This is a genomic window from Paraburkholderia bryophila, from assembly GCF_013409255.1.
GTDB lineage: Bacteria > Pseudomonadota > Gammaproteobacteria > Burkholderiales > Burkholderiaceae > Paraburkholderia.
This window is the reverse complement of record NZ_JACCAS010000001.1, coordinates 1,047,438-1,069,825: the sequence shown is the minus strand read 5'-3', so window position 1 is coordinate 1,069,825 and position 22,388 is coordinate 1,047,438. Positions and strand designations below refer to the sequence as shown.

Below are 22,388 nucleotides of genomic sequence, written 5' to 3'. Positions count from 1 at the left end.
ACACTGGAGAATGAGATGCAATTTCTCGACGATTCGCTGCACCCTGAGAATCAGGACAAGGTAGTCATCACCACTGCCCCGTACGGTCCGGAATGGGCGCCGGAGGATTTTCCGGAAGACATTCCAGTGACGATGGAAGAACAGATCGAGAAGGCCGTCGACTGCTATAACGCCGGCGCCACGGTCCTCCACCTGCATGTGCGCGAACTGGACGGCAAGGGTTCGAAGCGCCTGTCGAAGTTCAACGAATTGATCGCGGGCGTGCGCGCCGCCGTGCCCGACATGATCATCCAGGTGGGCGGCTCGATTTCGTTCGCGCCGGAAGACGACGGACAGGCCGCGAAGTGGCTGTCCGACGACACGCGACACATGCTGGCCGATCTCGACCCGAAGCCGGATCAGGTGACGGTCGCGATCAACACCACGCAGATGAACATCATGGAGTTGCTCTATCCGGAGTACCTGGCCGGCACCTCGCTGGCCAATCCCGCGCTCATGGCGGCCTATAGTGAAATGACCGTGCCGGCGGGCCCGGCATGGGTCGAGGAGCATTTGCGCCGCTTGCAGGGCTCGGGCATCCAGCCGCACTTCCAGCTGACCGGCATTCACGCGCTCGAGACGCTCGAGCGACTCGTGCGCAAGGGCGTCTACAAGGGGCCGCTGAACCTGACCTGGATCGGCATTGGGGGCGGCTTCGACGGCCCGAACCCGTTCAACTTCGCCAACTTCGTGCATCGCGCGCCGGACGGCTGCACGCTCACCGCCGAGTCGTTGCTCAAGAACGTGTTGCCGTTCAACATGATGGCCATGGCGATGGGTCTGCATCCGCGCTGCGGCATCGAAGACACGATCATCGACCAGCACGGCAAACGCTTCACGTCGGTGCAGCAGATTGAGCAGTGCGTGCGCGTCGCGCGTGAACTGGGTCGTGAAATCGCCACCGGCAAGGAAGCACGCGAGATCTACCGGATCGGCGTGCAGTACGAGACGGTCGACGAGACCCTCGCTGCCAACGGCATGGCGCCGAACCGCCAGGCGGGCGTCAGGAATCTGCCGCTGCGCGCGGCGTGACGGACTGGAAGGCGGCCGACGCCGGTCGTCGACGTCGAGCTTCAAAGACGGCCTGCTAACGAGCTGGACGCGGAGGAGACAAATCATGCTCATGCAGCATGCTGAACCCACAACGGGCGATGTTCCGGCAGTACAAGCGGACGGGCGAGTCTATGCCTGGGTGGTATTTGCGCTGACGGTTGGCTTGCTGCTCTCCGACTACATGTCGCGGCAGGTATTGAACGCCGTGTTTCCGTTGCTCAAGGCCACATGGCAGCTTTCCGATACACGGCTGGGTTCGCTCAGCAGCGTGGTCGCGCTGATGGTCGGTGTGCTGACGTTCCCGCTGTCCGTGCTCGCCGACCGTTGGGGCCGCGTGAAGAGCATCGTCCTGATGGCGGCGTTGTGGAGCCTCGCGACGCTGGGCTGCGCGCTGTCGACGAACTACGGCGAGATGCTGCTGGCGCGTGCCTTTGTCGGGATCGGTGAAGCCGCCTACGGCAGCGTCGGCATTGCCGTTGTCCTGAGCATCTTTCCGGCACGGCTGCGCTCCACGCTCACCGGCACCTTCATGGCGGGCGGAGCATTTGGCTCGGTGCTGGGCATGGCGCTCGGCGGCACGGTCGCGGCGCATCTGGGCTGGCGTTCGGCGTTCGGCGCGATGGCGGCAATGGGGATCGTGCTGGTCGTCGTCTACCGGTTGATCGTCACCGAAAAGCGACTTGCGCCGCTGCAGCCGGCAAGCATGAGCAGGCTGACGGACGGGCTCGGCGTGCGCATGAGCTTGCGCGCGTTGATGAAGGGGCTCTTCTCGACGAAGTCCGTTGTGTGTGCGTATGTCGGCAGCGGCATCCATCTACTGGTCCCCGCCGCTATTTGGGCGTGGATGCCGAGCTTCCTGAACCGTTACTACGGCATGACCACCGGTAAGGCGGCAATGGGCGCGGCGGTGTTCGTGCTGGTGACGGGCGTCGGCATGGTGGTCTGCGGCAACCTGGCCGACCGCCTCAGCAGGAATGCACGGGAACGGAAGTGGGGCGCCGCGATCGCTTTCTGCCTGGCGTGTTTCGTGTTGCTCGCGATCGGCTTGCGCATGCCTGCGGGCCCGTTGCAGCTCATGGTGATCGGCGCCGGCATGTTCTTTTGCGCAGGCGCTAGCGGCCCTTCGGGTGCGATGGTGGCGAACCTCACCCCGCCGTCGATTCACGCGTCGGCGTTTGCGACGCTCACGCTCGCGAACAATCTGCTGGGCCTCGCCCCCGCTGCTGTACTCACCGGCGTGATCGCCGACCGGATCGGCTTGCTTGGCGCGTTGCAACTGGTTCCGTTCGCGCCGCTCGTTGCAGCGGTCGCATTTTTTATCGGCAAGCGGAACTACGCGGGCGATCTGGATCGCCTGAACGCCCTGCGTCAGCAGGCCGTGCGCTGACCCCGGCGCGCAGCTCGCGCCGAACACCCCTTATTTCGCAATTGAGTAATTTGAGTATTGGATAGGAGATTGAACATGGCGAAAGCAGTGCGCTTCCATGAAACCGGTGGTCCTGAAGTGTTGCGCTACGAGCACGTCGAAGTGGGCGACCCCGGCGCCGGACAGGTCCGTCTGCGGCATCAGGCAGTCGGTCTGAATTTCGCCGACACGTACTTCCGCAGCGGTCTGTACCCGGTTGCGCTGCCTGCGGGGATGGGTGTCGAGGGCGCGGGTGTAGTCGAGGCGATCGGCCCGGATGTGACGAACGTCGCGGTGGGCGATCGCGTGACCTACACCGGTTTTATCAACACCCTTGGCGCCTACAGCACCGAACGCCTGGTGCCGGCGGCGCCGCTCATCAAGCTGCCCGCGGCGATTTCCTGCGAAACGGCTGCAGGGATGACCATGCGGGGCCTGACCTCGGCGTATCTGATGCGCCGCATTCACGACTTCAAGGCGGGCGACACCCTCCTGCTGCATGCGGCCGCCGGCGGTGTCGGTCTGATCGTGTCGCAATGGGCGAAGCTGCTGGGGCTCAACGTGATCGGCACGGTTTCAACGGAGGCCAAGGGTGAGGTGGCCCGCGCGCATGGCTGCGACCATGTCATCTACTACGGTCGGGAAGACGTGGCGAAGCGCGTGCGCGAATTGACTAACGGCGTTGGCGTGAACGTGGTGTTCGACAGCGTCGGCAAGGATACTTTCGACGCCTCGCTCGATTCGCTCAAGCGGCGCGGTTTGATGGTCTGCGTCGGCACGGCGTCCGGTCCGATTCCACCGTTCAATCCGCAGATTCTGGCGATGAAGGGATCGCTGTATCTGAGCCGCCCGGCGCTCGCGGACTATATCGCCGATCCCGCCGAGAAGAACGAACTCGCCGGCGAAATCTTCGGGCATATCGCCGCGGGCCGCATCAGGATCGAACTCAACCAGCGTTACGCGCTCGAGGATGCGGCGCAAGCTCACCGGGATCTGGAATCGCGCAAGACGACCGGGTCGTCGGTCTTCGTCATCTGAGGAGTTGACCATGCGAGTCGAACAATTGACGTGCGCGATCGGCGCCGAGCTGGTCAACGTAAATCTCGCCGATGCCGTTCACGACGACGGCCTGTTTGCCGAGGTCCGCGCGGCCCTGTTGAAACATCGGGTGCTGTTCCTGCGCGATCAGGGCATCACGCGCGCCGAGCATCTGGCGTTTGCGCGCCGTTTCGGCGAACTGGAAGACCATCCGGTCGTGGGCAGCGATCCGGATCATCCGGGCCTGGTGCGCATCTACAAGACCCCGGATCAGCCCAACGACCGGTACGAAAACGCGTGGCACGCGGATGCCACGTGGCGTGACGCGCCGCAGTTCGGTGCGGTGCTGCGCTGCGTGGAGTGTCCGCCCGTGGGGGGCGACACGATGTGGGCGAATATGGTCCTTGCCTACGAGAACCTGCCCGAGCACGTCAAAAGCCAGATTGCCGATCTGCGCGCGCGCCACAGTATCGAGGCGAGCTTCGGCGCCGCGATGCCGATCGAGAAACGTCATGCGTTGAAGGCGCAGTTTCCGGACGCGGAGCATCCGGTCGTGCGCACGCACCCCGAGACCGGCGAGAAGGTGCTGTTCGTGAGCGCTTTCGCCACCCATTTCACGAACTACCACACGCCGGCACGGGTGCGCTTCGGGCAGGACGCCAATCCGGGCGCGGGCGATCTGCTGCGCTATCTCATCAGCCAGGCCTACATTCCCGAGTATCAGGTGCGCTGGCGCTGGCAACCCAACAGCATCGCGATCTGGGATAACCGCAGCACGCAGCACTACGCGGTGATGGATTACCCGCCGTGCCATCGCAAGATGGAACGCGCTGGAATCGTCGGCGACAAGCCTTACTGAGCGCGCAAAAGACCACTTCATGTCTCTCGATACGACACCGACCATTCTGATGGTCCCGGGTTTGCGCGACCACGTCGCGGAGCACTGGCAAACCCTGTTGCAGGACAAGCTGCCGAACGCGGTCTCGGTGCCGCCGCTCGAACGCGACAAACTCAGTTGTGCGGCACGCGTTGCCGCACTCGATGCGGCCCTCGCGGAGATCGACGGCCCGGTGATCCTGGTCGCGCACAGCGCGGGCGTGATGATCACCGTGCATTGGGCGCAGCAGCACAGCCGCAGGATTCACGGCGCGTTGCTGGCCGCGCCCGCCGACCTCGAAGCACCGCTCCCGATGGGCTATCCCGACATGGAGGCGTTGATTCAGAACGGTTGGCTTCCGATTCCGCGAGAGCCGTTGCCGTTCCCAAGCATCGTCGGCGCGAGTCGCAACGATCCGCTCGCGCAGTTCGAGCGTGTGGCCGCCATGGCGAAAGACTGGGGTAGCCGCCTCGTCGACCTCGGCGAAGTCGGGCACCTGAATCCCGCAGCGGGTTTCGGTGAGTGGGCGAGGGCGGAGACGCTGATCCGTGAGCTTGTCTGAGCGGAACTAAAGGAGCGCGAAATGTCACGCGAGATACCGGTCGGGACAGTCGATGAACTGGCGCCGGGCCAACGCAAGCTGGCCTTCGTCGAGGGGCGCTGCATCGTCCTGTTCAACATCGACGGCACGCTCCACGCCATTGACGACGCGTGTCCCCACAACGGGGCCTCGCTCGCGAGTGGCCGGCTTGAGGGATGCGTGCTGCGCTGCCCCGCGCACGGCCTGCGATTTGACCTGCGCAGCGGCTGCACGCCGGGGACGGGCGGGTTGGGTCTGACGACTTACCCGGTCCGGGCCGTGGGTTCGAAGCTGGTCATGAGTTTCGATGGGCCGAGCGCGACGCCCGCGCAGGCATCCACGGGCCCTGCGGCGACGTGATCCAGCGCATGCGACTGTACAACCCATCAGGAGAAGCAACGATGCAAGGTTTGATGATGCAGCAAGGCGTTCGTCGACTCGGTTCCGCACGGCGCGACTGGCAACGTACTTAAGCAGCCGTTGCGGCAGCAGTTCGCCGATTATCTTTTCCCGGCCTGACACGCCGGTTTGCAGCAACGCAGCTTCATTCGAGCAACACCCAGAAAAGCGCCGGCGACGACCGGCGCAACATAGGAGACACAGAATGAAATTGAAATTGAGCAGTGCCGCGGCGCTGCTGATGTTCGCCGTGGCCGCCCATGCCCAATCGTCGGTCACGCTGTACGGCGTGGTCGACAGTGGACTGCTGTTTCAAAGCACCTCGGCGGCCACGTTCCAGCCGACCGCGCGTAACCAGGGGCATGTTTATCAACTCAAGGACGGCGGCATCTATTCCAGCTTCTGGGGCTTGAAGGGAAGCGAAGACGTTGGTGGCGGATACAAGATCAATTTCAAGCTGCAGGGCTCGTTCAACAGCACGAACGGCAAGTCGGGTTTGTCCGACACACCGGGTACGACCGCGATCTTCAACCAGTACGCGACGATCGGCGCATCCGGGCCGTTCGGCACCTTCGACGCCGGCCGGCAGATCATCCCGATGATCTACGCGATGGCGGAAACCGACGTTCGCGGCGCGCAGTATTTCGGCAGCATCCTGACCGCCTGGCTGGGCATCAATCAGGTGGCCGGTTGGCCCGGCACCAGCACGAATGCGCCGATCGGCGCGCTGTACGACAGCAACGCGCTGGTCTATACGTCGCCGAAGTTTTACGGCGCATCGCTTGCGCTCGAGTACGCGCCGGGCGGCGTCGCCGGCCAGTTCCAGGGTGGCACGCGCGAGTCGGCCGTGCTCAAGTATTCGAACTACGGCCTGAATCTGTCCGCCGTGTACTACAACGGACACGACACCAATCCGTTCCCGCTGACCTATCCGGCGGCGCCCGCTATCTCTGCAACGGGCCAGGACAACAATCGCTTCTACTATTTCGGCGCGATGTACACGATCGGCGGATTGTCGATATCCGGCTCGTACGGCATCGGCAAAAATCCGGCCAGAAGCAACACCGCGGATTTCGAAATGGCCTCGGGTGGTCTTGGCTACCAGTTCAGTCCGTTCTTCAAGGTGACGTCCGGCTTCTACTACCTGAAGGACCGGAACAATTCGGCGAACCACTCGAGCGAGTTCGCCGTGGGTGCCGAATACAGCCTGTCGAAGCGGACGAAGGCGTACGCGCAAGTCGGGTATGTCAGCAACAAGGGGACGATGAACCAGACGATCGTCTATGGGACGCCGGTTGCGCCGGGTGTGTCCACCACGGCGGCCATGATTGGTATCCGCCACAACTTCTGATCGCGTCGCCATAACAACCGGAGGATTCGATGACAAGCATTCAGGTACGCGAGTTGGCGGTCGCCATGGCGATCGCTGTGGTGAGCATGAGCGCATGGTCCCAGACGGGCCAGATGGCGGGTGCAATGGCCAGCGCGCCGAACGCATCCACGACGGCGGCGTCCGGCGCATCGGCGCCGGTCAGCGGAAGGAAGGCAGATCGTGTGTTGCGGCGGAAGGTTTATGCCGCGATCGCGAAACAGAAGGAGATCAGTGCCGGGGATATCAGTGTCATCGCCAAAGACGGCGCGGTCACGCTGAACGGCACGGTCACGGACGCTTCGCAGATCGACAAGGTCGCGGCGATCGCCAGGAGCGTGGCAGGGGTGACTTCGGTGACCAATAAGCTGACGGTGGCGAAACCGCTGGGTGGGATGTAGTCGGATAGTGCGGGTTCAAGGCCGGTTCAAGGCGGTGGGGCTCGCCGCGTTCCATATGGACGGCACAAACAAAAAACCCCGTAAGACGATTAATCTTACGGGGTTTCTCGAACTACTTTCGGCTTAAGCCGGAACAACTTGTGGTGCCCAGGAGAGGACTCGAACCTCCACGGTGTTGCCACCGCTAGGACCTGAACCTAGTGCGTCTACCAATTCCGCCACCTGGGCACGTCTTCAAACTAGACCGCTATTTTAGCGTGAAGATTCAGCGTGTCAACCCTGCCGACAAACAAACTTCGCTGCTTCAATCGCCCGGTTAAATCAGGCAGCGAAGTGAAACTTCACCACCGACTACCGTCCTGCCAACGCCATGAAAACGACCCGATCGGTTCCGAACAGCGGGAGCCGTATCAACTCGTCTCACACAAAAAGTAAAGCCGCCCGGAGGCGGCTTTACTTTTGAATCTGGTGCCCAAGAGAGGACTCGAACCTCCACAGTGTTGCCACCGCTAGGACCTGAACCTAGTGCGTCTACCAATTTCGCCACCTGGGCAGGTGATGAACTGCAAAGAACGCCATTATAGCGACAGATTCATGCCTGTCAAGCGTTTCTGGGAAGTTTCTAAGAACTTGCTTAAACATCGCGATAGCGAGTCCGCCCGCGTTTCGCGACGACGTCATATCGACGGCACAGCGACTATTGACGGGCCGCTAGGCGTGCAAGACGGGTGTTAGAATGCCTCGCAGTAGTTCGTTGGCACGGTGCACACTCGCCCGTCGGACTCAGCCTTGAACGAGCCGGACCCGAGAGAGTCTTTCCTGTGCAATCGCAAGTGCAACTCAAGCGCCAAGCAAACGCTTCCTAAAGCCAAGCCACATCGCCGATCCGACGTCCATGCAACGAGAAAAAATCATCGACAAGCCCTTGAGCAAATTCCCGTATCCGATTCCAAGCCGCGAAGAAATTCTGGGCGTCCTGCGCACGAGCGAAGCGCCACTGGCCGCGAACGACATCGCCGAAGCCCTGTCGATCAAGCGCCAGGAACGCGAAGGATTTTTCAAGCGCTTAGGCGCCATGGAGCGCGACGGCCAGGTCCGGCTCGATCAGCGCAATCTCTATCAACTCACGCATCCGTCGAACTTCGTCGCGGGCCGTGTGCAAGGTCATCGCGACGGTTTCGGTTTCCTGATTCGCGACGACGGCCAGGACGATCTGTTCCTGCCCACCGGCGAAATGCAGAAGGTCATGCACAACGACCGCGTGCTCGCGCGCATCGTCGGCTATGACCGGCGCGGGCGTCCGGAAGGGCATATCGTCGAGGTCACGGACCGCGCCAACAAGCGCGTGATCGGCCGTCTGCTGAACGAGAACGGCGCGCTGATCGTGGCGCCTGAAGACAAGCGCATCGGCCACGACATCCTGATCCAGCAGAACACCAAGAAGGCCAAGGTCGGCCAGGTGGTGGTGGTCGAGTTGACCGATTTCCCGAGCCGTCATTCGCAGCCGCTTGGCCGCGTGGTGGAAGTGCTCGGCGATATCGACGATCCCGGCATGGAAATCGAAATCGCGGTGCGCAAATACGGCGTGCCGCACGAGTTCAGCCAGGCCGCGCTCGACGAAGCCGCCAAGCTCCCCGACGAAGTCCGTCCGGTCGACGCGCGGCATCGCATCGATCTGCGCGACGTGCCGCTCGTCACGATCGACGGCGAAGACGCGCGCGACTTCGACGACGCCGTGTACTGCGAGCCGGTGCCAGTGGGTCGTGGCGAGGGCTTCCGTCTGATCGTCGCGATCGCGGACGTCTCGCACTACGTGCACCCGAAGAGCGGGCTCGACGCCGACGCGATCGAACGTAGCACGTCGGTGTATTTCCCGCGCCGCGTGATTCCGATGCTGCCGGAGAAACTGTCGAACGGTTTGTGTTCGCTGAATCCGCACGTCGACCGTTGCGTGCTGGTGTGCGACATGATCGTCACCACGCGCGGCGAAGTGAAGGCCTATCAGTTCTACCCCGGCGTGATCAATTCCGCCGCGCGTCTGACCTATACGGAAGTCGCCGCGGTGCTGAAAAACACCAAGGGTCCGGAGGCCACGCGCCGCGCTGCGTTACTGCCGCAGTTGCAGAATCTGTACGGCGTGTACAAGTCGTTGTTCGCGGCGCGTCAGAAGCGCGGCGCGATCGACTTCGACACGACCGAGACGTACATCGTCTGCAATGCGCAGGGCAAGATCGAACAGATCATCCCGCGCACCCGCAACGACGCGCACAAGCTGATCGAGGAATGCATGCTGGCCGCGAACGTCTGCGCGGCCGACTTCCTCAAGCGCAACAAGCATCCGGGTCTGTTCCGCATCCACGCGGGCCCGACCCCGGAAAAGCTCGAGAATCTGCGCACGTTCCTGCGCGGCATGGGTCTCTCGCTGGCCGGCGGCGACAAACCGCACGCCAGCGACTACGCCGCACTGATGGCGCAGATCCGCGAGCGGCCCGACGCGCAGATGCTGCAAACCATGCTGTTGCGTTCCATGCAGCAGGCGGTCTACAGCCCGGACAACATCGGCCACTTCGGTCTCGCGTATGAGGCGTATGCCCACTTCACGAGCCCGATCCGCCGTTATCCCGATCTGCTTACGCACCGCGCGATCTACGCGATCCTGCAGGGCCGCAAGTATCAGCCGGAGCCGCCGCCAGGCATCGAGTTGAATACGGCGCTGTCGCCGCGCGCTCGCGCCATGCAGCAGGCCGACGAAGAAAAACGTGGCCGTGCGCGCGCGAACAACGTGGCGATCTGGGAAGAACTCGGTCTGCATTGCTCGGCCAACGAACGCCGCGCCGACGAAGCCTCGCGCGACGTCGAAGCCTGGCTGAAGTGCTACTTCATGCGCGACAAGCTCGGCGAAGAGTACGGCGGCATGGTGAGCGGTGTGACGTCGTTCGGCATTTTCGTGCAGCTCGATTCGCTGTTTATCGAAGGCCTCGTGCACGTCACCGAACTCGGCTCCGACTACTTCCAGTACGACGAGATCAAGAACGAGTTGCGCGGCGAGCGCACCGGCATCCGCTACCGTTTGTCGGATCGTGTGCGGGTGCAGGTGAGCCGCGTCGATCTGGATGCGCGCAAGATCGACTTCCGCCTCGTGCGCGATACGCCGATCAAGCCGCCGGCAGCGCGTGGCGCGTTGGCCGACAAGTCGTCGGGGTCGGGTGAAAGCGGTGGGGCGCGCGTGCGCTCGTTGCCGCCCATGGACGGCGGTGGCGGTGGTAACGCCTCCGCGCCGGGAGCACGGCGCAAGAAAGCCGCGCCGGCGCAAACCGTCGCAGTGAAGGAAGCACGCGCGGCGCGCGGTGCGGCGAAGAAGCATGGCGCCGCGGCCAAACCGGCAGCGAAATCGCAGGCTCGCAAGAAGCGCTGAAGCGGCCTTGTTTTAGAACCGCGCGCATCGGGTACGGAGCAACGTACCCGATGCGCGCGGTGTTCGTTTTAACGCGGTCAAGTAATCGAGCAAAACCTGCAAGCGGGTAGCGTAACGAAGCGCCCAGCCAAGTACTCAAGCTCGTCTTCATCACAGCAGCGCGCGTTGCAGTCGCGCTCAATCAAAGGTTGTATCAGTCATGTCACGTCTCAAGGTTTTATACGGTTTCCACGCAGTGACCGCACGTATGCGGCACGATGCGTCGACGGTCGAAGAGGTCTATTACGACGCAACGCGCAAAGATCGTCGCATGACCGAATTTCTGCACACGGCGAAAGAAGCCGGCGTGCGTCTGATCGCCGCCGACGAAACGCGTCTGTGGGGTCTCTCGCACACCGAGCGTCACCAGGGCGTGGTGGCGCGCGCGACCGACATGCCGCTCGCGCAGAACCTGGCGGAACTGCTCGACGGTATCAACGGTAAGGCGCTGATTCTGGTGCTGGACGGCGTGACCGATCCGCACAACCTCGGCGCGTGTCTGCGGGTGGCGGATGCCGCCGGCGCGCATGCGGTGATTGCCCCGCGCGATCGTGCGGTCGGGTTGAACGCGACGGCGGCGAAGGTCGCGAGCGGCGCGGCGGATACCGTGCCGTACATCACCGTGACGAATCTGGCGCGCGCGCTGCGTGAGCTGAAAGATGCGGGCGTGTGGGTAGTGGGCACGGCGGATGAAGCCACCAAGAGCCTGTACGAAACGGAACTGGATGGCCCGGTCGCACTGGTGATGGGCGCGGAAGGCGAGGGCATGCGCCGTCTCACGCGCGATACCTGCGATATGGTGATGCAGATTCCGATGGCCGGGACGGTGGAGAGTTTGAATGTTTCCGTGGCGAGCGGCGTGTGTCTGTTCGAAGCGGTGCGTCAACGGTCGGTGAAGAAGTAAATCGCGGAAGCTATCCCCGAGCCCCACGCGCCACTCCGGTAAACTAGCCATTTTTACTGCACGCCAGCCTCTCCCATGACTCAAGACGAACTCAAGCAACTGGTCGGCCAGGCCGCCGCCGACTACGTGAACGCCACCGTGCCGGAAGGCTCGATCATCGGTGTCGGCACCGGCTCCACCGCGAACTGTTTCATCGACGCGTTGGCCGCCAGCAAGTCGCGCTATCGCGGCGCGGTGTCGAGCTCGCTCGCCACCACCGCGCGTTTGCAATCGCACGGCTTCAAGGTGCTCGACCTGAACGAAATCGATTCGCTGCGCGTGTACGTGGATGGCGCGGACGAGATCGACCACAGCGGCGCGATGATCAAGGGCGGCGGCGGCGCGCTGACGCGCGAGAAAATCGTCGCGTCGGTGTCGGACGTATTCGTCTGTATTGCAGATTCGAGCAAGCTGGTCGACACGCTCGGCAACTTCCCGCTGCCGATCGAAGTCGTGCCGATGGCGCGTACCGCGATCGGCCGCCGACTCACCGCGCTCGGCGGTGTGCCGGTGGTCCGTGTGACGAAAGAAGGCGTGCCGTTCATTACCGACAACGGTAACGAAATCATCGACGTCAAAGGTCTGCGCATTAGCGACCCGCGCACGCTGGAAATGCATGTCAACGCATGGCCGGGCGTAGTGACGGTGGGTCTGTTCGCGGGCCGTGGTGCGAATCTGTGCCTGCTCGGCACGGACACCGGCGTTGAAACGATCGAGTACAGCAAGGACTGATCGAGCTACGTTTGAACCGCGCGTGAGTCTGTTGAGAAAGGCTCACGCGCGTATTCTTCAGTGGGTTTTCAGAACCCACGGCGGTTAGCGCATCTACTAGCGCCACGACCCACGCAGCAACCCACGCAGCAACCCACGCTTCACCCACCTCATCGCGCAACCCGCCGGATCGCCTGCGTCATCTTCTCCAGATACTGCTCCACCGAAAACGCCGACCGCGCATCATCCCGCGCCTGTCGCGCGAGGCGCTGCGCGAGCACGGGATCGTCCCGCAACGTGCCGATCGCCTCCGCCAATGCGCCGACATCGCCAGGCTTCACCAGCCAGCCATTGTGCCGATGCCGCACGATCTCGGTCACGCCGCCCGCCGCCGCCGCAATCACCGGGCGCGCCGCCGCCATGCCTTCGACGATCACCCGCCCGAACGGCTCCGGTTCAGTCGACGTATGCAGGATCACATCCATCGCGCTCATCCACGCGGGCACGTCGTCCTGAAAGCCCGCGAAGTGCACGCGATCCGCAATGCCCAACGCCGCTGCCTGCTCGTGTAGGCGCTGCGCGTACGCGTCCTCACCGAAGAGCGGCGCGCCGACCAGCACCAGATGCGTCCCAGGCAAACGCGCGATCGCGTCGAGCGCGATGTGCTGGCCTTTCCACGGCGCGAGCCGGCCGAACAGACCCGCCAGCCATGCATCGGCGGGCAGGCCGAGGCGGTGCCGCAACGCGGCGATGTCCGCACGATCGACACCATCGGCACCAATGGCACCAATGGCACCATCGGCACCTTCCCCACGGCTGAACGCAGCCGCATCGATGCCGTTATAAATCACCGGCACCGAGTCCGCTGCGACACCCGTCAACGCCGCGAGCGAGCGCGCCGAGGCCTGCGAATTCACCACCACCTGATCGACCGCGAAACGCACCAGCCATTTGACGACAGTCAACTGCACGCGGCCGAAATGGTTGCGCGTGAGAATATCGTGCTGATACCAGATCACCGGTTTGCGATGCAGCGGTTTGCCGAGTACGCCGAGCACCAGCGCCTTCTGCGTATTGAGAAACAGCACGTCGAAATCGCGTGCGCGCGCGGCGATGGCCCGCACCTGGCGAAATATGCCCGGTAGGACGCGCAAACAATTCCACCCCGACGCCTGCCGCGCGATGCCCGACACGCGCGCATCGCTGATCACCTGCACGCGCGCGCCGAGCGCTTCGAGCCGCGTACGAAACGGACCGTCGGACAGCAGCACGACTTCGCTATACGCGGCGCAATGTCCGGCCAGTTGCAGCAGTGCGAATTCGGCACCGCCGAGTTGGCCGCTCTGATCGACGAACAGCACGCTCGGCGACACGGACGCACGCGTGGCTTCCATCGTCGTGACGTCTGGAGCGACAGGTGCAACAGGCGCAGCGGCACTAACAAAAGCAGCAGAACCCACAGAAGCGCCCAAAGCAACCGACGCACTAGACGTCTCGATCGGTACAGGCTGAATACGCGGCAAAGCATGGACAGGAGGCGAAGCGTCGATCGTCGGGCGCATAGGAAGGCGAGTAATTGAGATGCGCGGATTCGCAAGAGGCGAATCGCGATGCTTAATTATTCGCGCACTGTCGCGCGTCGAATGTGGGCACGCGCACGCACGGCAAACGATGCGGCACATACACTCTTCGCTAAGCCCTGGAGGCGTTCATCAATAGGTGGGGAGATCATGAGAGTGGCGATCGTGCACGACTGGCTCGTCGCACCGGGTGGCGCCGAGAAGGTGCTCGAACAGATCATCGAATGCTTTCCCGACGCGGATCTTTTCAGTCTTGTCGACTTCCTCGAAGACCGCAGGCCGCTCGGCGGAAAACCGGTCACCACGTCGTTCATTCAGCGCCTGCCGTTCGCACGGCGGCGCTATCGCGCGTATCTGGCGCTGATGCCGCTCGCGGTCGAACAGTTCGATCTGTCCGGCTACGATCTGATCATTACGAGTTCCTACGCGGTCGCCAAGGGTGTGCTGGTCGGCCCGGATCAAACCCACGTGAGCTACGTGCATTCGCCCATGCGCTACGCGTGGGATCTGCAGCATCAATATCTGCGCGAAGCAAATCTGCTGACCGGCCCGAAGTCATGGGCCGCGCGCGCGTTGCTTCACTATCTGCGCGGCTGGGACTCGCATTCGGCGAACAGCGTCGATCGTCTGATCGCGAATTCGCAATTCGTCGCGCGGCGCGTGATGAAAACGTACCGGCGTGACGCGGCCGTGGTGCCGCCGCCCGTCGACGTGCACGAATTCGAACTGTGCACGAACAAGGAAGACTTCTATCTGACCGCGTCGCGGATGGTGCCGTATAAGCGTATCGATCTGATCGTCGAGACGTTCAGCGCGACGCCGCACCGGCAATTGATCGTGATCGGCGACGGGCCGGAAATGGCGGCGATTCGCGCCAAGGCCGGCCCGAACGTGACGATTCTCGGCTACCAGCCCTTCGAGGTGCTCAAGGACCATTTGCAACGCGCGCGCGCGTTCGTGTTCGCCGCCGAAGAAGACTTCGGCATCGTGCCGCTCGAAGCGCAAGCTTGCGGCACACCGGTGATCGCCTACGGCAAGGGCGGGGCGCTCGAAACGGTGGTGCCGATCGGCGAGCCGCATCCCACCGGCGTGTATTTCGCGCGCCAGACCGTGGTGTCCATGCTCGGCGCGATCGACCGCTTCGAACGGCAACGTGACCAGATCACGCCGGCCGCCTGTCGCGCGAACGCCGAACGTTTTTCGGCGGCGGTGTTCCGGCGCGCGTTCATGGCCGAAGTCACGCGCACGATCGCCGCGGGCGGGCTGCGCCAACGGCTCAGCATCGTGGAACGCAATGAACTCGATCTGGCCGCGCCCGAGCTGGGATGGCCCGGCGAACCGGCCCAGGAAAGCAGTTGGGGACGTTGAAGCACGGGGGCGCATGAGTGTGGTTTGATCCTGCGCGTGTGCGTGTGCTCTCGCGGCGATGCGCACGCATGCGCCGTCAGCACGAGCCCGCGTGACCGTTCGACGTCGCCAGGCTGTCTCGTTATTCGCATCTTGCGAAGTTCGCGTTACGCGAATAAAATGCTTTCTGTCGTACCGCAGTACCCGATCAGCAGGCGTTTGTCTTATGCCATCCGGCCAGCTATCGGCGCCGTGCCGCAATGTTTAGCCTTGCAGGTGGAGCGTGCATGTTCAGCGCGCGAAACCAGGCGAGGAAATACGATGCGGGTCATTTCAAAGAAGGCGTTGCTGGACTTTATAAACAGACATCCGGGCGCGCGCAGTGCGCTAATGACATGGTATTCACTGGCGCAGGCTTGCCTCGCGTATGGCTATAACGACCTGAAGCAGACGTTCGCCGCCGTGGACTACGTGCCGCCGCAATACACCGTTTTCGATGTAGGCGGCAACCGGTTCCGGATCGTCGCGGCGATTCACTACAACAGGCAGTCGTTATTCGTTCGTCACGTATTGACGCATGCGGAGTACGACCTTTGGACGAGGAAGAATTTAAACTCATGAATGCCGATCGCCTTCCGGGAGCTTTTCCCGACATCGCTCAAACCTGGGCCTCGCTGCAAACCCAGTTGCCGATCACGCCCATCCGCAACGAACTGGACTACCAGCAGATGGTGCGTCTCGCCAACTCGCTCGCCGATCATCTGAGCGGCAACGAAGAAGATCCGCTCGCCAATCTGTTCGCGATCGTGACCGACCTGATCGAACGCTGGGAAGAGCAGCACGTCGAGATTCCGAAAGCCGAACCGCGCGAGGTGCTGCGGCATCTGCTGGAAACGCACGGGCTCAGGCAGAAGGATCTGATGGGTATCGCTTCGCCCACCGTGGTGAGCGATATCCTGGCGGGCCGGCGGGCGATCAGCAAAAAGGTCGCCAAGGCGCTGGCCGTGCGTTTTCATACTGACGTCAGCGCGTTTCTGTAAAAACGGCGCGGCGTGGTTTGCGTGCGGCGCACGCATTCAAACCACGCCGCGCGCTCGTCGAGCAAACTAGAAGGGGCTGCGCCTGAATCAGGCGCAGCCCCTTTTGTTTGACGCTCTTCCGGGCTACTTGCCGACCCACCTACTGCGGCGCATGAATATCCGGCGGATCGCCGGCAGAATACGTGTACGCGTACGCGTAGTCATAGGTCCCGTAGCGATTGTGGCTCTTCAACGGTACCGCATTCATCACACCGCCCACAACACGCGCCCGCGCCCGCCGCAATTTCTTCAGCGCTTCGGCCAGGTGTCCTTCGGTATGAGCGCCGGCGCGCATCACCAGCACCGTCGAACCGGCCAGATTGGCGACGACCGCGGCATCGGCCACGGCCAGCAGCGGCGGCGTGTCGACGATCACCAGATCGAAATCCTGCTCGAAGCGCGCGAGGATTTCGCTGAAGCGCGCCGACGTCAGCAACTCCGACGGATTCGGCGGATAAGCACCCGCCGCGATGAAGTGCAAGCCGTCCACGCCGGTCGTGCGCGCCGCGGTTTCCAGATCGACCTGACCCGTCAGCAGTTCGGTCAGGCCGCCGTTCGGCGAGCGGCCGAGATATTGCGCGAGCCGGCCGCGTCGCAGATCGGCGTCGATCAGCAGCACGCGCTTACCGGACTCCGCGATCAGCGCGGCGAGGTTCGCACACAGAAAGCTCTTGCCGTCCGAGGGCGCCGGGCTCGTGATCGCGACGATACGGTTCGGCGCTTCGAGCAGGCCGAACTGCAGCGTGGCGCGCAGCCCGCGCAAGCCTTCCACCGTCGAATCGTACGGATGCGTCTTGACCAGCAGCGGCCGCATCGGCGTCTTGCCGGACGGAATCACGGTCTGCGTGCCGACCGGCACGCTGGCACGGCGGCGCGCCTTGCTTGCCGCCGCCTTCGCGCCCGGCCGCAGCCGCGCGATCACGCCCGACTGCAACGCGAGCACCTCGGTCGGTGTGGAGCGCGGTGCGGGCAGCGCGGCCCGGCGCTGGGCGCTCAACTGCTTGTCGGCACGCGCCTGTTCCGGACTGAACGCGATCGAGCCGAAAATCGGCAATTGAAAACGCCGCTCGACGAACTCGGGATCGGCCACCCCGGTGAAGAACGTGCGGCGGCAGAACGCGAACAGAATGCCGCCGATCACGCCGAGCAGCGTGCCCGCCGAAATGATCAGTGCGGACTTCGGCCGTACCGGCTGCGACGGCAGCAATGCGTCGTCAATGATATGCACGTTGCCGATCGTGCCGGCGCGCGAAATCGACAGCTCCTGGGTTTTGTTCAGCAGCGCCACGTAGATTTCCTCAGCGACCTTGGCGTCGCGTTGCAACGCGAGGGCATTGCGCTCGGAACTCGGCAGCGTGGTGAAGTGATCTTCGAAGCGTGCTTTCTCGCGCGTCAACGCGGCCATTTGCGCATCGACCTGCTGCACTTCCGGCGCTTCCTGCGTGAAGCGTTGCAGCAGTTGCGCGCGCTGAATGCGCAACGTGGCGATCTGTTTCTCGTAATCGAGGCCACCGGCGAGATACACGCCGGCTTCCTGAGTCGGCTGGAACGAACCCACCTTCGACTGATACTGCGACAGCGCGGTCTCGGCCTTCTTCACCTCGTCGCGCAGATGCGGCAACTCGCTGTTCAGGAACGTGAGCATATGGCTCGCTTCTTCCTGCGCGCGTTCGGTGCGCTGCGCCAGATACGAGGCCGCCACCGCGTTGGTGATGGCAGTGATCGCGTGCGGATCGGTGCCCATGAACGACAGTTGCACGACGCCGGTGTCGCGGCCTTTCTCGCTGACCTGCAGGCCGGCGGCGAGACCGGAGACGGCGTCGAGCTGGTTGAAGCGCGTCACGTAGAAGGTCGTGCCGGGGCGCGCCACCAGCGTCTTGACGAACAGCGTGACGTCGCTACCGGTGGCGGGTCGACCGGCCACGCCGGTCAGGATCTCCTGGCCGTACGCATCGGTGAGTTGATAGCGGCCGTTGTCGAGCACATTCAGCGTCAAACGCGCGCCTTCGAGCGACTTCGGCACCGAGATCGAATCGACCGCGAATTGCTCGCCGCCCCATGCATACGACCGCATGCCGAGGAAGGCCCCGAGCGGTTTACCGGGATGCGTAAACAGCGACGTGATCTTGCCGAGCACCGGCATGGTCTTCGCCGAGGCGCTGAAGTTCAGTTTGAACTGTTCGACCACGGGTTCGACCACCGCGCGGCTCTTGATGATTTCGATCTCGGCGTCGGTATGCATCGGGCCTGCCGTCGGCACGAGCGACGGCGAATTCGGGTTCTGCGCGCCGCCGTTATTGCTCTGCGTGTCGACCTGCAACAGCGCGTCGGCGGAATAGATCGGCGTGGCGATCTTCGTATAGATCACCGCGGCGAGAATGATGCTGCCGGCAATGCCCAGCACCCACCAGATCTGATCCATCACCGTGCGCAGCAGATCGCGCATCACCGCGTCTTCGTCGCCGCCGGGCGGCGGGCCCGGCTCCAGCATGTCGTACGTACTCATAGGAGACTCCGTTGCGTGCGCATTATCTGGAGAGCTGCACGGTGTAGAACAGCGACTGCAGTGTCGGCGTGATCTGTTCGAGCGCGCGGTTGAAGCGCGCCGCGCTCGAGACCTGCACGTACACCACGTCCTTCGGTTGCAATTCGAATTTGGTCATGAGCATCAACGCGTCGACCTGGGTCATGTCGAGCTGATAGACATCCGGCGTGAGCGTCTTGTCGGCGCCGCGCACCACGTAGACGAAGCGCGGGTCGCCGGTTTTGACGTCGAGACTGCCCGCGCCAGTGAGCGCGTCGGCAAGCGTCAGGCGGCCGCGGTTCATCGGCAGCGAGGTGGGCTTGTTCACTTCGCCGAGCACGAACACGCGGCTATTCGAGCGGTCCGGCACGTCGATGATGTCGCCGTCCTTGAGCAGCACGTTCTGCTGCGGATCGCCGGTTTCGAGCAGCGCGGCGACGTCGACGGTGTAGCGTTTGCCGTTGCGCGTCACGCCCACGTTTTGCAGATCCGCATCGGGCAACGCGCCGCCCGCGCGATTGATCGCGTCGAGCACGGTGAGCGGCGCGTCGGTGATCGCCTCCGAAGCCGGGGTGCGCAGGTTGCCGGTGACCTGCACCGACTGGCTGTTGAAGCCCGAGACGCGCACGTCGAGTTGCGGATCGCGAATGGTCTTCGACAGGCGCTTCGTCAACATTTCCTGGACCTGCTGCGCGTCCAGGCCTTGCACCTTGATGCGGCCCACGCGCGGGAAGAAGATCGTGCCGTTGTTGGCGACCCGCACGGTGAGGCCGCCTTCGCCGCCGCCCGACAGCGCCGGCGCGATCGGGGTCGCGCCTTGCGTCTGCGTCGGTCCGGGCGAGGGCGCCGCGCCGCCGCCAGCGCTCGGCAACGGCGGCAGGCTCGCTACGCCGGTGCCACCGCCGGTCAGTTCCGGGTGATCCCAGACGATGATGCTCAACTGGTCGCCGATACCAAGCCGGTAGTCGTAACCCGCGCGGGTCTGCGCGGTCAGGCACGACAACGGGCAGACGGCCGGCACCGCCGCCGCGCGCTGCTGGCGGAAGTACGCGACGTCGATCGCGCGCACCGGAAATTTGTCCGCGGTCTGCTCGGGCGGCGCGGGCGGTGTCAGGCGGTTGGTGTCGAGATACGGCCCCGGCGCCAGCGAACAGGCGCATAGAGAGGCCGCCGCGAGCCCGGCGGCGATCGTCTTGATAGTCATTGTTTGGTCCCTCGCGTGAAGCTTGCGCGCCATCGCATCAACGCACCGCTTCCTGCCATGCCCCGCGCATTGCGCGTAAACCGACCCACCATTTGCGCAGCGCCAACGCCACACCGCCGCGCTCGAATGCCAGCGACAACGCGCGCACGAACCCCGGGTCCGCGCGGTTGCCGATCAGCGTCGAGTACGCGACGAATGCCCATCGGCCCGAGGGCGTCAGGGTTTCGCACATGATGAGTCGGAGATTAAAAGACGCGTTATAGAAAGCCGCGTCGTTGAATTTGAAGCGTTGGTCGTCGTCGAAACGTTCCGCGGGGTAATGATCGACGGCCACCCGCGGGTCATACATCAGCTTCCAGCCGGCATGCTTCACGCTCAGGCTGAATGCCATGTCGTTATGGACCTGCGCGCCGGTGCCGCGCAGACGGACGTCGAAACGCAGCGCGCGCACCGCGTCGCGCCGGTAGCTCATATTCGCGCCCTTCAGAATGTCGACTTCGCGTGCGTCGCCGACGCCGAGGTGATGATTGCCGGTGATCATGCCGGCCGCCGTGACCTTGCCCACGCGCTGCTGTTCGCCGTCCAGCACGCGGCCTTTTTCATGCACCCAGTCGCGCCCGCCGAGGCCGCCGAGACGCGGGTCGTGTTCGAACGCGGCGGCGATACGCGCCACCCAGTCGGCGTGCGGCGCGGCGTCGTCGTCGGTGATGGCGAGCACGTCGCCGCTGGCGGCATCGAGCCCGCGATTGAGCGCCGCGACCTGGCCCGGCACGTCGACCAGCGCCACCGTGAGCGGCAGCGTGCCCGCCACCGCCGGATCGCGCAGCGCGGTGTGCGTCATGGCGTCGTCGGTGCGCGCGACCACGATCACTTCGTCCGGCGCGCGCGATTGTCGTTGCAACGCCGCGAGGCAGCGCGCGAGGTCGACCGGCCGGCGATAGGTCGGCACGATCACGGAGACTTTCAGCAACGGGTTCCGAAGAGGCATGATCAGAATGCGTTGTGGCCGACGAAGCCTTTGAAGATCGTGATCAGCACGATCTTCATGTCGAACCAGAACGACCAGTTATGGATATAGAACAGATCGAACTTGACGCGCGCCTCCATCTTTTCCACCTTGGTGGTGGCGCCGCGATAGCCGTTCACCTGGGCCCAGCCGGTAATGCCCGGCTTGATGCGGTAGCGGTGCATGTAGCCGTACACCTGATCCTTGTAGAGGTCGTCGTGTTCGACCGCGTGCGGACGCGGACCGACCACCGACATCTGCCCGAGCAGCACGTTGAGAAACTGCGGCAACTCGTCGAGACTGGTGCGGCGCATGAAGCCGCCGAGTTTCGTGACGCGCGCGTCGTGGCGCGTGGCCTGCGTGATCTGGCCGTGCGCTTCTTGATGCACGGTCATCGAGCGGAACTTGTAGATGGCGAACGGCTGACCATCCACGCCTTTGCGCGTCTGGCGGAAGAACACCGGTCCCGGCGAACTCAGCTTGATGCCGATCGCGAGCACGACGAACACCGGCGCGAGTGCGAGCAACGCGGCCGCCGCGAACAGCCGGTCGAAGATCAGCTTGGGCCACATTTGCGGCGACGAGAACGGCGTCGCGCTCAGATTCAGCGTCGGTAAACCGACGACATCGACCAGCGCATGGTTGAACAGCGACAGACTGCGCACGTCGGGAATGAAGCGGAGATTCACGAAGTCATTCCTGAACAGCCGCGTGAAGCGATAGATCGTATGTTCTTCGGAGAGCGGCAACGCGAGCCACACTTCGTTCACGTGTTCGTCGCGCACCTTGTTGACGAACGTGTTCAGATCGGTCAGCACCGGCAGGCGTTTCATTCGCGCGCCATAGGCACCGGCACCGTCGATGCGGGGGTCGCTCGTATCGAACACGCAGACCGGTTTGAAGCCCGCTTGCGGCGCGTGCTCGAGATGCGCGAGCAGCGTGCGCGAGAAGCCGGGCGCACCGACGATCGCGACCGTGCGGAAGTTCATGCCGCGGCGGCGCACGCTGCGCAGCGCTACGTGCACGACGCACTTGGTGACCACGATCAGCGCGCCGGAGATCAGCGTCGAATAGCCGAACCACAAACGCGACACGGCATCCATGCGATGCAGCGTGAACGCCAGCACGAGCGCGGTGGCGACAACGACCAGCCAGGCGGCGGCGACGCGCGCCAGCATCGAGCTCAAGGCTTTGCCGCGCCACGTGTCATACACCCCGAAGCCGGGAAACAGCAGCAGCACCAGCACGCAGTTGAAGGCGATCAACAGGCGCTCGGTGTCGGACAACGCGATCGGCGTCGAAAAGCGCATCCAGTGAGCGAGCAGGCCTCCCGCAATCACGAAGAGTGCGTCGAGGCATCGCGCAGTATTCCTGAACAT

Annotated in this window: 19 protein-coding genes and 2 tRNA genes; 14 read left to right on the top strand and 7 right to left on the bottom strand. The window is 63.7% G+C overall.

The window, feature by feature from the left end; genetic code table 11:
* Positions 1-15: 15 nt before the first annotated feature.
* The 8 genes from GGD40_RS04845 to GGD40_RS04810 all read left to right on the top strand — a co-directional run bounded on the left by GGD40_RS04845 (position 16) and on the right by GGD40_RS04810 (position 7,161).
* On the top strand, positions 16-1,071 hold the full coding sequence (locus tag GGD40_RS04845) for a 3-keto-5-aminohexanoate cleavage protein (protein ID WP_179705255.1): 1,056 nt from the start codon (positions 16-18) through the stop codon (positions 1,069-1,071).
* Positions 1,072-1,156: 85 nt separating this feature from the next.
* A complete protein-coding gene (locus GGD40_RS04840) occupies positions 1,157-2,479 on the top strand; it encodes an MFS transporter (protein ID WP_179742951.1) in 1,323 nt (440 codons plus the stop codon).
* A 75-nt stretch (positions 2,480-2,554) separates the two neighbouring features.
* Positions 2,555-3,535: a quinone oxidoreductase family protein gene (locus tag GGD40_RS04835; protein WP_179705251.1), complete on the top strand. Its 981-nt coding sequence runs from the start codon at positions 2,555-2,557 to the stop codon at positions 3,533-3,535.
* 10 nt (positions 3,536-3,545) lie between these two features.
* On the top strand, positions 3,546-4,394 hold the full coding sequence (locus GGD40_RS04830; RefSeq protein ID WP_179705249.1) for a TauD/TfdA dioxygenase family protein: 849 nt from the start codon (positions 3,546-3,548) through the stop codon (positions 4,392-4,394).
* 19 nt (positions 4,395-4,413) lie between these two features.
* The gene (locus GGD40_RS04825) at positions 4,414-4,974 is read left to right on the top strand and encodes an RBBP9/YdeN family alpha/beta hydrolase (protein ID WP_179705247.1); all 561 of its coding nucleotides are present in this window, start codon (positions 4,414-4,416) and stop codon (positions 4,972-4,974) included.
* Positions 4,975-4,995: 21 nt separating this feature from the next.
* Positions 4,996-5,352, top strand: a complete 357-nt coding sequence (locus tag GGD40_RS04820; RefSeq protein ID WP_179742950.1) for a Rieske (2Fe-2S) protein — start codon at positions 4,996-4,998, stop codon at positions 5,350-5,352.
* A gap of 244 nt (positions 5,353-5,596) precedes the next feature.
* Positions 5,597-6,742 carry a porin gene (locus GGD40_RS04815; RefSeq protein WP_179742949.1) on the top strand — a complete coding sequence of 382 codons (1,146 nt, stop codon included), beginning with the start codon at positions 5,597-5,599 and terminating at the stop codon, positions 6,740-6,742.
* Positions 6,743-6,771: 29 nt separating this feature from the next.
* Positions 6,772-7,161 (top strand): BON domain-containing protein, encoded by a 390-nt coding sequence (locus tag GGD40_RS04810; protein ID WP_179742948.1) that lies wholly within the window; start codon positions 6,772-6,774, stop codon positions 7,159-7,161.
* A gap of 141 nt (positions 7,162-7,302) precedes the next feature.
* On the opposite strand, the gene GGD40_RS04805 is transcribed toward GGD40_RS04810, so the two are convergent.
* Positions 7,303-7,389 (bottom strand) — tRNA-Leu (locus GGD40_RS04805).
* Between the two features lie 238 nt (positions 7,390-7,627).
* A tRNA-Leu gene (locus tag GGD40_RS04800) sits at positions 7,628-7,714 on the bottom strand.
* Positions 7,715-8,056: 342 nt separating this feature from the next.
* Here GGD40_RS04800 and rnr point away from each other — a divergent pair.
* The 3 genes from rnr to rpiA all read left to right on the top strand — a co-directional run bounded on the left by rnr (position 8,057) and on the right by rpiA (position 12,290).
* Entirely contained in the window at positions 8,057-10,576 is a 2,520-nt protein-coding gene (rnr, locus tag GGD40_RS04795; RefSeq protein WP_179742947.1) for a ribonuclease R, read from the top strand.
* 199 nt (positions 10,577-10,775) lie between these two features.
* Positions 10,776-11,519, top strand: coding sequence for a 23S rRNA (guanosine(2251)-2'-O)-methyltransferase RlmB (gene rlmB / locus GGD40_RS04790; protein WP_035550768.1), 744 nt, complete (start codon positions 10,776-10,778; stop codon positions 11,517-11,519).
* Positions 11,520-11,594: 75 nt separating this feature from the next.
* Positions 11,595-12,290: a ribose-5-phosphate isomerase RpiA gene (gene rpiA / locus GGD40_RS04785; protein WP_179705237.1), complete on the top strand. Its 696-nt coding sequence runs from the start codon at positions 11,595-11,597 to the stop codon at positions 12,288-12,290.
* Between the two features lie 149 nt (positions 12,291-12,439).
* Here rpiA and GGD40_RS04780 read toward each other — a convergent pair whose 3' ends face one another.
* Positions 12,440-13,831, bottom strand: coding sequence for a glycosyltransferase family 4 protein (locus tag GGD40_RS04780; RefSeq protein WP_179742946.1), 1,392 nt, complete (start codon positions 13,829-13,831; stop codon positions 12,440-12,442).
* Positions 13,832-13,999: 168 nt separating this feature from the next.
* On the opposite strand from GGD40_RS04780, the gene GGD40_RS04775 reads away from it, so the two are divergent.
* From GGD40_RS04775 to GGD40_RS04765, 3 genes are all read left to right on the top strand, one after another.
* The gene (locus GGD40_RS04775) at positions 14,000-15,217 is read left to right on the top strand and encodes a glycosyltransferase family 4 protein (protein WP_179742945.1); all 1,218 of its coding nucleotides are present in this window, start codon (positions 14,000-14,002) and stop codon (positions 15,215-15,217) included.
* 159 nt (positions 15,218-15,376) lie between these two features.
* A complete protein-coding gene (locus GGD40_RS04770) occupies positions 15,377-15,817 on the top strand; it encodes a type II toxin-antitoxin system HigB family toxin (RefSeq protein ID WP_257030344.1) in 441 nt (146 codons plus the stop codon).
* On the top strand, positions 15,814-16,236 hold the full coding sequence (locus GGD40_RS04765) for a helix-turn-helix domain-containing protein (RefSeq protein ID WP_179705231.1): 423 nt from the start codon (positions 15,814-15,816) through the stop codon (positions 16,234-16,236). Before GGD40_RS04770 ends, GGD40_RS04765 begins: the two co-directional genes overlap by 4 nt.
* 139 nt (positions 16,237-16,375) lie before the next feature.
* On the opposite strand, the gene GGD40_RS04760 is transcribed toward GGD40_RS04765, so the two are convergent.
* Genes GGD40_RS04760 through GGD40_RS04745 form a run of 4 tightly spaced genes read right to left on the bottom strand, consistent with a single transcriptional unit; the run spans position 16,376 to position 22,388 of the window.
* On the bottom strand, positions 16,376-18,781 hold the full coding sequence (locus GGD40_RS04760) for a polysaccharide biosynthesis tyrosine autokinase (protein WP_179742944.1): 2,406 nt from the start codon (positions 18,779-18,781) through the stop codon (positions 16,376-16,378).
* A gap of 22 nt (positions 18,782-18,803) precedes the next feature.
* Positions 18,804-20,003, bottom strand: coding sequence for a polysaccharide biosynthesis/export family protein (locus tag GGD40_RS04755; protein ID WP_179705228.1), 1,200 nt, complete (start codon positions 20,001-20,003; stop codon positions 18,804-18,806).
* Between the two features lie 37 nt (positions 20,004-20,040).
* A complete protein-coding gene (locus tag GGD40_RS04750; RefSeq protein WP_179742943.1) occupies positions 20,041-20,991 on the bottom strand; it encodes a glycosyltransferase family 2 protein in 951 nt (316 codons plus the stop codon).
* A 2-nt stretch (positions 20,992-20,993) separates the two neighbouring features.
* Entirely contained in the window at positions 20,994-22,388 is a 1,395-nt protein-coding gene (locus tag GGD40_RS04745; RefSeq protein WP_179705224.1) for an undecaprenyl-phosphate glucose phosphotransferase, read from the bottom strand.